Source organism: Sphingopyxis sp. (genome assembly GCF_036402335.1).
In the GTDB taxonomy this organism is placed as follows: domain Bacteria; phylum Pseudomonadota; class Alphaproteobacteria; order Sphingomonadales; family Sphingomonadaceae; genus Sphingopyxis.
Genome location: NZ_DASWTD010000075.1, coordinates 1 through 11,062 on the forward strand (window position 1 = coordinate 1; position 11,062 = coordinate 11,062).

General features: G+C 67.2%; 12 protein-coding genes. 10 read left to right on the top strand and 2 right to left on the bottom strand.

The window, feature by feature from the left end:
- From VGD20_RS02280 to VGD20_RS02320, 9 genes are all read left to right on the top strand, one after another.
- On the top strand, positions 1-1,801 hold a 1,801-nt coding region (locus VGD20_RS02280; RefSeq protein WP_331132902.1), incomplete at its 5' end, for a hydantoinase B/oxoprolinase family protein.
- 57 nt (positions 1,802-1,858) lie between these two features.
- The gene (locus VGD20_RS02285) at positions 1,859-2,530 is read left to right on the top strand and encodes a DUF969 domain-containing protein (protein WP_331132903.1); all 672 of its coding nucleotides are present in this window, start codon (positions 1,859-1,861) and stop codon (positions 2,528-2,530) included.
- Positions 2,527-3,465 carry a DUF979 domain-containing protein gene (locus VGD20_RS02290; protein WP_331132904.1) on the top strand — a complete coding sequence of 313 codons (939 nt, stop codon included), beginning with the start codon at positions 2,527-2,529 and terminating at the stop codon, positions 3,463-3,465. Before VGD20_RS02285 ends, VGD20_RS02290 begins: the two co-directional genes overlap by 4 nt.
- A 99-nt stretch (positions 3,466-3,564) precedes the next feature.
- Positions 3,565-4,557: a DUF2891 domain-containing protein gene (locus VGD20_RS02295; protein WP_331132905.1), complete on the top strand. Its 993-nt coding sequence runs from the start codon at positions 3,565-3,567 to the stop codon at positions 4,555-4,557.
- 194 nt (positions 4,558-4,751) lie between these two features.
- Positions 4,752-5,756 carry a LacI family DNA-binding transcriptional regulator gene (locus VGD20_RS02300; RefSeq protein WP_331132906.1) on the top strand — a complete coding sequence of 335 codons (1,005 nt, stop codon included), beginning with the start codon at positions 4,752-4,754 and terminating at the stop codon, positions 5,754-5,756.
- 103 nt (positions 5,757-5,859) lie between these two features.
- Positions 5,860-7,041: a GGDEF domain-containing protein gene (locus VGD20_RS02305; RefSeq protein ID WP_331132907.1), complete on the top strand. Its 1,182-nt coding sequence runs from the start codon at positions 5,860-5,862 to the stop codon at positions 7,039-7,041.
- 85 nt (positions 7,042-7,126) lie between these two features.
- The gene (locus VGD20_RS02310; RefSeq protein WP_331132908.1) at positions 7,127-7,672 is read left to right on the top strand and encodes a hypothetical protein; all 546 of its coding nucleotides are present in this window, start codon (positions 7,127-7,129) and stop codon (positions 7,670-7,672) included.
- 13 nt (positions 7,673-7,685) lie between these two features.
- Positions 7,686-8,426: a hypothetical protein gene (locus VGD20_RS02315; protein ID WP_331132909.1), complete on the top strand. Its 741-nt coding sequence runs from the start codon at positions 7,686-7,688 to the stop codon at positions 8,424-8,426.
- Between the two features lie 58 nt (positions 8,427-8,484).
- Positions 8,485-9,051 carry a hypothetical protein gene (locus VGD20_RS02320; protein WP_331132910.1) on the top strand — a complete coding sequence of 189 codons (567 nt, stop codon included), beginning with the start codon at positions 8,485-8,487 and terminating at the stop codon, positions 9,049-9,051.
- A 19-nt stretch (positions 9,052-9,070) separates the two neighbouring features.
- Here VGD20_RS02320 and VGD20_RS02325 read toward each other — a convergent pair whose 3' ends face one another.
- On the bottom strand, positions 9,071-9,628 hold the full coding sequence (locus tag VGD20_RS02325) for a 2OG-Fe(II) oxygenase (protein WP_331132911.1): 558 nt from the start codon (positions 9,626-9,628) through the stop codon (positions 9,071-9,073).
- A 200-nt stretch (positions 9,629-9,828) separates the two neighbouring features.
- Here VGD20_RS02325 and VGD20_RS02330 point away from each other — a divergent pair, with 200 nt between their 5' ends.
- Complete coding sequence (locus VGD20_RS02330; RefSeq protein ID WP_331132912.1) at positions 9,829-9,990, top strand: Flp family type IVb pilin; 162 nt, start codon at positions 9,829-9,831, stop codon at positions 9,988-9,990.
- Here VGD20_RS02330 and VGD20_RS02335 read toward each other — a convergent pair.
- The gene (locus VGD20_RS02335) at positions 9,959-10,600 is read right to left on the bottom strand and encodes a hypothetical protein (protein WP_331132913.1); all 642 of its coding nucleotides are present in this window, start codon (positions 10,598-10,600) and stop codon (positions 9,959-9,961) included. The genes VGD20_RS02330 and VGD20_RS02335 overlap by 32 nt on opposite strands.
- Between the last annotated feature and the right edge of the window lie 462 nt (positions 10,601-11,062).

Genomic DNA, 11,062 nt, shown 5'->3' on the forward strand with positions numbered 1-11,062 from the left:
ACCCGAACCCGAAATCGTCACTGCATGGCTCGCGGGCGCCGAGCATCGGGCCCCGCTTCACCAACGCAGCGCCCTCGCCCCCGACCGCACCATCGCCGGCCCCGCGATCATTATCGACGCGCTTTCGACGACGATCGTCGAGCCCGGCTGGCGCGCCGAGGTCCAAAGCGAGGGCACATTGCTCCTCGCCCGCACGCGCGCGGCCGGAACACAAATCGTCGCGAGCGACGACCTGACCACTCCCGACCCGATCCGCCTCGAAATCTTCAACAGCCTGTTCATGGCGATCGCCGAGGAAATGGGCGGCGCACTCCAGCACAGCGCCTCGTCGATCAACATCCGCGAGCGGCTCGACTTCTCCTGCGCGATCTTCGATGGCAGCGGCAGCCTCGTCGCCAACGCCCCGCACATGCCCGTCCACCTGGGGTCGATGGGCGAAAGCGTCCGCACCATCCTGCGCCAACGGACGGGCGACGGCCGCGGCATCCGGCGCGGCGACGCCTATGCGCTCAACGCGCCCTATGACGGCGGCACCCACCTCCCCGACATCACCGTGATCATGCCGGTGTTCGTCGCCAAAAAAGACGGGGGAGGCGATACGCCGGACTTCTTTGTCGCCGCGCGCGGCCACCACGCCGACCTCGGGGGGATCGCGCCCGGCTCGATGCCGCCGGGCAGCCGCAGCATCGACGACGAAGGCATCCTCTTCGACAACAGGCTGATCGTCGACGACGGAAATTTCCTCGATGCCGACGTCCACGCGCATCTGGTCACCGGCGACTGGCCGGCGCGAAACCCCGCGCTCAACATCGCCGACCTGAAAGCACAGGTCGCCGCCTGCCAGCGCGGCGCCAGCGCGCTCGCCGACCTCTCGGCCGCGCACGGCGTAAAAACCGTCGCCGCCTATATGGTCCACGGCCAGCGACAGGCCGAAGCGGCGGTGCGCCAGCTCATCGCGCGCCTCGACGACGGCGCCTTCACCTACGCGATGGACAATGGCGCCAAGGTCGCCGTCGCGGTGAAAGTCGACCGCAAGGCCCGCCACGTGACCATCGACTTCACCGGCTCGTCGGCGACGCTCCCCGACAATTTCAACGCGCCGACGCCCGTCGTCCGCGCCGCCGTGCTTTACGTGCTGCGCACGATGCTCGACGATCCGATCCCGATGAACGAGGGCTGCCTCGCCCCCGTCACCCTGATCGTCCCCGACAATTCGATGCTGTCGCCAGCCTGGCCCGCTGCTGTCGTTGCGGGCAATGTCGAGACGAGCCAGGTCATCACCGATACGCTGTTCGCCGCTTTCGGCGCGATGGCGCCCGCACAGGGTACGATGAACAATTTCACCTTCGGCAACGAAGCCTGTCAATATTATGAGACGATCGCCGGCGGCTCGGGCGCCGGCCCCGGCTTTAACGGCACCAGCGTTATCCAGACGCATATGACCAACAGCCGCATGACCGACCCCGAAGTGATGGAGACGCGCTTCCCCGTCATCGTCGAACAATTCGCGATCCGCAAAGGCTCGGGCGGCGCGGGCCGATGGCACGGCGGCGACGGCGCGACCCGCCGCATCCGTTTCCGCGAGCCGATGGCCGCGAACATCCTCGCGAACCGGCGCCAGGTCGCGCCCGCCGGTCTCGCGGGCGGCGCCGACGCTGCCCCCGGCCGCAACTGGGTCGAGCGCGCCGACGGCTCGACCGAGATGCTCGCCGCCACCGGCAGCGCCGAGCTTGCCGCCGGCGACGCCTTCGTGATCGAAACACCGGGCGGCGGCGGTTACGGGGACGCGGGGGAGAGATAATTTGGCGATAGCGCGGTCTACCCCTCGCGGGGACGACACGGGGAACGGAGACCGGTCATGCTCGTCCTGATCGGCATCCTCATCATCATCGCGGGCTTCATGCTCCGCTTCAATCCGTTGCTCGTCATCATGGTCTCGGCGCTCGCGACGGGGCTCGCCGCGGGGCTCGACGTCGCCGCGATCGTCGCGGCCTTCGGCAAGGCGTTCAACGACACGCGCTATGTCTCGATCATCTGGATCGTGCTTCCCGTCATCGGGCTGCTCGAAGCTTACGGCCTGCAACAACATGCCCGGACGCTGATCGGCCGCATGAAAGGCGCGACGCTCGGGCGGCTGCTCACCGGCTATCTCCTGCTGCGCCAGGCGCTGTCGGCGGTCGGCCTCACCTCGGTCGCGGGCCATCCGCAGACCGTTCGCCCGCTCGTCGCCCCGATGGCCGAAGCCGCGGCCGAAGCGAAAAACGAAGCGCTCTCCGACGATCAGCGCGAAGAGGTGAAGGCCTTTTCCGCCGCCACCGACAATATCGGCCTCTTTTTCGGCGAAGACATCTTCCTCGCGATCGGCTCGATCCTGCTGATGAAGGGCGTGCTCGAAGGCTATGGCTACCAGATCGAGCCGCTGCACTTCTCGCTCTGGGCGATCCCGACCGCGATCGCCGCCTTCGTCATCCACGCCTTCCGCCTCCGCCGCCTCGAACAGCGGATGAAGAAACAGGGGGCGAGCGCATGATTACGCTCGACTTCGTCTATGTCCTCGCGGGCCTCACCTTCGCGCTGTTCGCGCTGCTCGGGCTTTATGACCGCAGCAATCCCAAGCGTTTCGGCAACGCCGCCTTCTGGGGCCTCCTCGCGGTATCGATGCTGCTCGGCGACACGCTCGGCGATTTCGGCAACGGCCTGCTCGTCCTCGCATTGGTCGCGATTGCCGGCACCGGCCAGATCGGCCGCGCGCCCGGCGGCGACGTCCCCGCCGACCTCCAGGCCGAACGCGCCGCAAAACACGGCCCCTTCCTGCTCCTCGTCGCGCTGATCATCCCCGCGGTCGCGCTCGCGGGCACCTTCCTGTTCAAATGGGTCCCCGGCCTCGCGGACCCCAAACAGGCGACGCTGATCTCGCTCGCCATCGGCGTCCTCATCGCACTCGCGGTCGGCATGGCGCGGCTCAAACCGCCGCCGCTGCTGCCGCTCCAGCAGGGGCGCCGCCTACTCGATGCGGTCGGCTGGGCGGCAATCCTGCCGCAGATGCTCGCCAGCCTCGGCGCCGTGTTTGCGCTCGCGGGCGTCGGCGAAGTCGTCGGCGACCTTATCGGCACCACGATCCCCGAGGGCAGCCTGTTCGGCGCGACGCTCGCCTTCGGGCTCGGCATGGCGCTGTTCACGATGGTGATGGGCAATGCCTTCGCCGCCTTCCCGGTGATGCTCGCCGCGGTCGGCATGCCTTTGCTCATCAAGCAATATGACGGCGACCCCGCGGTCGTCGCGGCGATCGGCATGCTCGCGGGTTTCTGCGGCACGCTGATGACCCCGATGGCGGCGAACTTCAACCTCGTCCCCGCCGCCCTGCTCGAACTCAAGAACCCCTATGGCGTGATCAGGGCGCAGGTCGGCACCGCGCTGCCGTTGCTCGCGGTCAACATCCTCTTCATCTACCTCTTCGCCTTTTAATCGTCATTGCGAGGAGCGAAGCGACGCGGCAATCCAGCGCAGGCGCAAACCGCTCTGGATTGCTTCGCTTCGCTCGCAATGACGACCGCAGGATATGGAATGACCCACCTCACCCCCGAACACGCCAACCGCTTCGCCACCGCGACCCTGTCGCACCTCGGGCGCGAATATCCGTACAAGATGGATCTCGTGCTGAACGGCCCCGAGGATGCAAAGCCTCCGCGCGAACATCACCCGATCTTCCACGGCAGCTTCGACTGGCACAGCTGCGTCCATGGCTGGTGGCAGGTGCTGCGCCTTGCGCGTCGTTTCCCCGACCTCCCCATCGCCGCCGACATCGGCGCCCGCGCCGACGACATGCTCGTGCCCGGGAAGGTCGCCGGCGAAATCGCCTATCTCGAACGCCCCCATGCCGCAGGCTTCGAGCGGCCTTATGGCTGGGCCTGGCTCCTGGCGCTCCACGCCGAGACCGAACGCCACGACGCGCCATGGGCGGCCGCGCTCGAACCGCTCGCCGCCGCCTTCGCCGCGCGCTTCCACGCCTTCCTGCCCAAGCTCACCTACCCGCTGCGCGTTGGCACCCATTTCAACATCGCCTTCGCGCTCCTCCTCGCCCGCCACTGGGCCGGGACCCGCGACCCCGCGCTCGTCGCCCTGATCGACGCGCGCGTCCGCGACTGGTTCGGCGGCGACCGCGACTGTCAGGCGTGGGAGCCCGGCGGCGACGAATTCCTCTCGTCGGCGCTGACCGAGGCGCATCTGATGGCGGTCGTCCTTGGCAGCGATTTCACCGGCTGGTTCGACGCCTTCCTTCCCCGCGCCGCGGCGCAGCAGCCCGCGACGCTCTTTACCCCCGCCACCGTCTCCGACCGCAGCGACGGCAAGATCGCACATCTCGACGGCCTCAATCTCAGCCGCGCGTGGAGCTGGCGCGCCGTCGCCGCCGCGATCGGCCCGGCGCATCCGGTCGCGCCCGTCGCCGAGGCCGCCGCGCGGCGCCATCTCGATGCCGCGCTGCCGCACATCACCGGCGACTATATGGGCGAACATTGGCTCGCGAGCTTTGCGCTGCTCGCATTGGACGGGCTTTGAGCTTGCCTCACCAATCTTCGTCACCCTCGAACGGGACACGTGGCTCGTTCGACTTGATCCGGGGTCCACGGCGCGCGAATGGATGCCGGATCAAGTCCGGCATGACGAATGGCGGAAGCTGCCGCCGACATTGACAAGCCCCGCCCTCGCGACGAGAGACGGCGCAAGGGGGAGAAGCCAGGGTGAACGGAAAGATGCTGCGTCCCACTTCGTTCGATGTCGCCGAGCGTGCCGGCGTGTCGCAATCGACCGTATCGCGTGCCTTGCGCAACAGCCCCGGCGTCAACGCCGAAACGCGCGCGCGCGTCTCCGCCGCCGCGCGCGAGCTTGGCTATGTCGTCGACCGCCACGCCTCGTCGCTGCGCCTGAAAAGCAGCGAGACGATCGCGCTGGTCACCATCTGCCGCCCGGGCGAGGATCGCAGCGCGATCAACCCCTTCTATTTCGCGTTGCTCGGCAGCATCGCCGCCGCCACGTCGGCGCGCGGCTTCAACCTGCTCGTCTCGTTTCAGGAGAGCGAGGCCAATTTCCGTGCCGATTTCGTTGCCTCGGGGCTCGCCGATGCGATGATCGTCATCGGCACGACCAGCAACCGCGCGGCATGGGACTATTTCGCACAGGCACAATCGTCGGGGCTCGATTTCGTCTGCTGGGGCAGCCCCGGCAGCCCGTTCCACTGGATGCGCAGCGAGAATGACATCGGCGGCCAGCTCGCCGCCGAGCATCTGGTTGCGACCGGCCGCCGTCACATCGCCTTCGTCGGGCCGCAGCAATCGCCGCAGCGCCAGTTCGACGAGCGCCGCGACGGCTTTGTCGCCGCGCTCGCGGCACATGGTATTGCCCCGGTCGTTGCCGAACCGCCCGCCGCCGCCGACCGCCACGCGCAGGGCGTCGCCGCGGTGCAGGCGCTGCTCGCCGGACATCCCGAAACCGACGCGATCTTCGCGGCCAGCGACATGCTCGCGCTCGGCGTGCTGCAGGGACTCAGGGAAGCGGGACGCCGCGTTCCCGACGATGTCGCGCTGATCGGCTTCGACGGCATCCGCGCCGGCACCCTCGCCGATCCCGCGCTCACCACGCTCGAACCCGATCTCGACGCCGCCGGCGAGGCGCTCGTCGCGATGGCGCTCGAGGATGACGAACGCACGCGCAGCGGCACGCGCATCCCCGTCCATCTCGTCGTGCGCGGCAGCGCCTGACCGGTGCACAGATCGCGGTAACCGTGACTTAACTCCCGGAAAAGTAACGACCCGTTATCCATCGCCGGCTATCCTCCCGGTCCGGGACGCAGGAAGCGATGGTTTGAACGGACAATTTTTCATTTCGCTACTCAATCCGGGCATCGGCCTGCTGTTCGCTACCGCCTTTTTCCTGCTGTGGCTGAACCGCCGCGAACGCTATGTCGCCTATGCGGCGGGCGCCTATACCGCATCGGCGATTTCGTTCCTGATCCAGGACGTCGGCCCGGTGCTGCCGATGGAATTGCAGCGGCTCCCCGCCAATTTCGGCTTCCTTCTCACCGGCGTCCTGTTCGCCGCCGCGATCGTCAAACGCTATGGCCTGCCGGTGCCCTGGCGCGCGATGGCGGCGACCGTCACGGTGTCGATCACCATCTTCCTCTGGTTCCTGCTCGGCCAGCCGAGCATCGCCGCGCGCATCCTGTCGATCAGCATCGGCGCCGGCATCATCGCGATCATGGTCGTGCGTGCGCTCTGGCCGATCGAAAAGCCCTATATCATCGACCGCGCGCTGTTCTGGGTCGCCGCGCTGTCGGCGCTCAACCTGATCGTCCGGCCGATCATACTCCTGTCGCTCGGCGGCGGCTTCGACAATTATGTCGGCTTCCAGCAGTCGGTCTACTGGACCACCGTCCAGTTCAGCCAGGCGATGGTGTCGATCCTCGCCGCGATCAGCCTGATGGTCGCGGTCGCAGTCGACCAGATCAGCGAATTGCGCCGTCAGGCGGGCGACGACGATCTCTCGGGCCTGCTCAACCGCCGCGGGTTCGAAGCGCAGGCGGGCGCGGCGCTGCGCCGCTGCCTCGATACCGATCGCCCGGTCGCGCTGATGATCGCCGACCTCGACCATTTCAAGTCGATCAACGACAATCACGGCCATGCCGTCGGCGACGCGATCATCGCCGCGTTCGGCGCACATGTGCTGGCCGTCGGGCCCGAAGAGATGGTCGCGGGGCGGATCGGCGGCGAGGAGTTCGCGCTGCTCGTCCCCGGCGCGGGGATCGAGGCGGCGCGCCAGCTTGCCGAGACCGTCCGCACCGGGCTCCACGCCGCCTGCGCCGACCGTATCCCCGCGCGGCTCTGCCCGACAATGAGCATCGGCCTCGCGACCGGCGCCCCCGGCACCACGCTCTCGGTACTCCTGCACGACGCCGACCAGGCGCTCTACGAAGCCAAGCGGACCGGCCGCAACCGCGTCCGCACCTTCACCCCGAAGGCGGTGCGCCTGGCGGCCACCGCGGGCTGATCGTCGTCCTGTGACCGCGATCACCGCGTCGTGACCGCGACTGCGGAATAGATGCGCAACCGATTTCAAAGGGATGAAGGTGATCGTGCGTAAATTTCCCGCCATGCCGGCGCTCCTGTGGATCGCCCTGTTTGCGCCGCTGCCGGCCGCCGCTGCCGAAACCGGCGTCGCCGCGACCGGTTCGGACTTCACCCCGCTCGACGAGGTCGACCGGCTGCGCGCCGCCGCGTGCGACGTCGATGATTTCGCAGCGTTCCTCGATTGGTATGTCCATTCGACGACCTCGGGGGGCTGGCTCGAACAGGTGATATTGACCGATTTCACGGTGCGCGTGGGCAAGCTTGCCGATCCGGCCGGCCCCGGCGACCTCGTCGACCGGCAACGCTATCTCGGGCAGTTCCGCATCACCTCGCGCGACCTTCGTTTCAGCCGCGAGGGGATCGCCGCGCCGCGCGACACGCCCAACCGTCAGGTCATGACGACCCGTCTCGGCGACACGACATATCGCGTCGACTGGCGCGGCGGCTTGCCGTTCGCCGGGGTCGAGGGTGCCGACCGCGACGCGCAGGCGGGAGCCTATATCTTCGAATACAAGAAAAATTGCTGGTATCTCACCGGCGACCTGCGCTGAAGGAAGGAAGAGGATGGGACTGCGTCATGCCGCGGGATTTGCCTCGCTGCTCTTGCTCCTTCCCGGCGTCGCCGAGGCGCGCCGGCCGCCGCTGGAGCCGCCCCCGCCCTACGAACGGTCCCCGGTCGTGGAGAACTGGCGCCTCGACTGCACTGTCGAACAGAAGCTTGCCGGCGGTTCGATACGCCTGACGCGGCTTTACACCGACGCGGGCAAACCCGACGCCGGCGACTTCATGCACTGGAACGCCACCGGTTACGACCCGTCGCGTCCGCGGCGTCCGCTCGAAATCGATCTCTCCTATATTTGGGAGGAAACGGACCAGCCGGCGATCGAACCGCGCGAGATCGAGGTCAAGCTGCGCGTCGGCATCGACGCCGACCTTCCCGAGGTCGCGTGGATCCGCATGCAGCGCCCCTTTCCGGTCAAGCCATATGGCATCATCGGCAGCACCGCGCTGTCGACCGTCGTTTTTCCCTATGGCAGCCACGACCTGAAGAACGGCCATGGCGAACTGCCGCTCGGCGACCTCCTCGCCTATGCCGACGGCTATGACAGCCTCGGATGGACGCTTGTTCACCCGTCGGACCGGCTCGGCGGCTCGAAGGATCTTGCGAGCGGTACCATCGACATCGCCGCCCTGCGCGAGGCGGTGGCGGCGCTTCCCGCGCTGCGCGCGGCGCTCGCGGCCAAGACCGCCGACCCCGCGGCCCGCTGCGAACGCATCCCCTGGTCCAGCCATATCCTCTATTGACCGCGGCGGGGGAAATCCCCGATCAGCCAACCAGCCCATTCAGAAAAAAGGACATTCCATGAAGATTGCCGCTTTCGCAGGCGCCGCCCTCCTCGCCCTTTCGGCGTGCGGACAGGCCGCCAGTGCGTCCGCCGAGCAGGCCGATGTCGTGAAGAGCGGGACCGGGACCGCGCCAGGCGGTCCCGTCGGCGTCGAGGATGTCGGGCGTGCGCCCGTCGACCTTTCGCTCTACGTCGGCAAATATCCGTTCGACGTCGTGAACGGCCACCGCTTCCTCGATCATCCCGCGGTCAAGGCCGCGATCGCCGCCGCGGTCCCCGATGCGAAGCAGCGCGCCGCGGTCGTATTCGAGGATGACGGGCTCGGCCTGCCGATCGTCCGCGTCGACGGCGGCCGCATCCTCGCGTGGGGCGGCGCGAAGCGCGCCGAGGATCGTTACAACTGGGCCGTCGTAATCGCCCCCGACGGGTCGAAACCCGAAGTCTGCATCTACGACGGCGTCGGCTATGGCGAGGATTTCCAGTCGGCGCAATGGTTCGAACCCGGCCGGCCCGGCATCATGAAGCAGGGCAGTTGCCCCTCGGCCGACGAGGATTATCCCGCCGCCGACATCGCCGCGGGATAGCGCGAGCCGCCGCAGCGCCTCACCGCCACTGCGGCCCCTCGACCCATGTCACCAGGCTGTGCCGGATGCCGCTCGTCACGGGCAGCACCCGGTGCTGCAGGAACGAGGGGAAGATCAGCACGCTGCCGCGCGGCTCGAACGCCGCGCCCGGATGCGCCGCCGTCGCAAATTCGAACGCGCCGCCCTCATAAGCCTCGCGCGGCGACAACTGGATGACGACCGACAACTTCCGGTCATAGGCCATCGGGCCTTTCAGCCGGACGTCGTGGTGCCAGTCATATTTGTCGTTGCGGCTACCGTGATATTCGGTGAACTGGATGTCGAACAGCCCGGCGATATCGAAACCGAAGCTCCGGTTCGCGGCTTTGACGAAGCCCATGATCCGCTGGACGAGGCGTGGCTCGCGTTGCGGCGGGATCCAGCGGATCGTCGATTCGCGCAGCCCCTTCTCGACCCGGTTCGGATTGTCGACCCCGACCGTCGCGGCTTTCGCGGGATAGGTCGCGGCCTTCGCGACGATGTCATCGCATTCGGCCGCATCGAGCGCCGCGGTCCAGACTTCCCAGACATTCTTCATCAACCAGCGCCCCTCACGCGATGACAGATCGATGCGCCCCGCCCCGACAGATACCGCACATTCCCCCGAAGCACCGAATCCTTTCGCCCGCGCATCGCCCGAAAGCTGACCGCGCGTTAACCCCGTTCCCCAATAATGTTTGCAGCATAGGCACTTACGCCGCCTGCAGGAACCAAGGGACGGACCAGGAGCATAATCCCATGACCAGGATCAGACTGATCGCCGACGAACGCGCCGCGACCGCCATCGAATATGGCCTGATCGCGGCGCTGATTTCGCTCGCGTGCCTCATCGCCTTCCAGATGCTCGGTCTCAGCCTCGCGGGCATCTTCACGACGATCGACGCGGCGCTGAACCGCTAGGGCGGGGTCGCGCCGCCTGATCGTCGCCGATCGCCCCCCGGCATTCGTCGCACAATGTCGGCCCCCATCCGCGCTGCTTGCGCAGGATCGCGAGCCGCGCGATGATCGCCGCGTCGGTCTCTTCGGAGGTCGGCCGCTGCACCTTGCCGCCCGCGCGCCCGTCGAAGGTGATGCCGCGGTAAAACTCGTCGACCGACAGGAAACGGTGCCGCACCGCCGCGGGCAGTTCATAGGCCGCGGCCTCCTCTGCCGTCAGATGCACATCCTTTCCGCCCTTCAGGTCGCCGCGCTTCAGCAGCAGCCCCAGCAGCGAGTCCGACGGCACGATCCGCCGCTCGACCTCCTTGCCGCCGCGAAGGATGACCATCTCGCGCCCCTCGACCGCGCGCTCGTAAGCGACCGCCTCCAGCCCGCGCAGCGCCCGCGCGATCGCCTCGCCGCACGCCTTGTCGAACGGCGCAAACAGCGCGCGCGATCGATTGACCGAAGTCGTACTGACCCCCGCAATCCTCGCTGCATCGGTGATGCACCCCGTACGCCCGAGCGTGGCCAGAAACACCCGCGTTCGCGCCGCCGTCCACCCGTCGGAGCGCACGCGCAGCCCGGGCATGAAGGGATTGGCATTCTTAAGCCCCTCCCGCCCCTCTTTAATCCCCTCCCGCTTGCGGGAGGGGCAGCGAGACTTGCGGGCTTGCCCGCTAGTCGCAGCGGGGATGGCACCATCACCCACGCCGCCCGTCTCCCCCGATTTCCCCCGCGAATCCAGCGCCGCATCACGCCCCATAGCTCCATCTCCCGAATCACTTGGAATGAATCGGAATGATTTTGAACCTATTTGGATAATGTAGGAAAGGGCAATTTACGTGATCGCCTATAATTAGGAAATCATACGTTGAAGGATTACGTCGGGGCGGTTCAATCTATCTCATCCAACCCTTGTAATCGCTAGCGCGATTCGGATAATGAGTAGCCAAAGGCAATAGCCTTCAGGGGGATATGGGTTTGGCTAATCAGTATGTTCCAGCTCCATTCCTTAAGTGGGCAGGGGGTAAGCGCTGGCTTGTAGACCGTC

Coding starts and splice junctions, on each gene's coding strand:
- VGD20_RS02285 (WP_331132903.1), top strand. CDS start 1,859: ATGCTCGTCCTGATCGGCATCCTCATCATCATCGCGGGCTTCATGCTC.
- VGD20_RS02290 (WP_331132904.1), top strand. CDS start 2,527: ATGATTACGCTCGACTTCGTCTATGTCCTCGCGGGCCTCACCTTCGCG.
- VGD20_RS02295 (WP_331132905.1), top strand. CDS start 3,565: ATGACCCACCTCACCCCCGAACACGCCAACCGCTTCGCCACCGCGACC.
- VGD20_RS02300 (WP_331132906.1), top strand. CDS start 4,752: ATGCTGCGTCCCACTTCGTTCGATGTCGCCGAGCGTGCCGGCGTGTCG.
- VGD20_RS02315 (WP_331132909.1), top strand. CDS start 7,686: ATGGGACTGCGTCATGCCGCGGGATTTGCCTCGCTGCTCTTGCTCCTT.
- VGD20_RS02320 (WP_331132910.1), top strand. CDS start 8,485: ATGAAGATTGCCGCTTTCGCAGGCGCCGCCCTCCTCGCCCTTTCGGCG.
- VGD20_RS02325 (WP_331132911.1), bottom strand. CDS start 9,628: ATGAAGAATGTCTGGGAAGTCTGGACCGCGGCGCTCGATGCGGCCGAA.
- VGD20_RS02330 (WP_331132912.1), top strand. CDS start 9,829: ATGACCAGGATCAGACTGATCGCCGACGAACGCGCCGCGACCGCCATC.
- VGD20_RS02335 (WP_331132913.1), bottom strand. CDS start 10,600: ATGCCCGGGCTGCGCGTGCGCTCCGACGGGTGGACGGCGGCGCGAACG.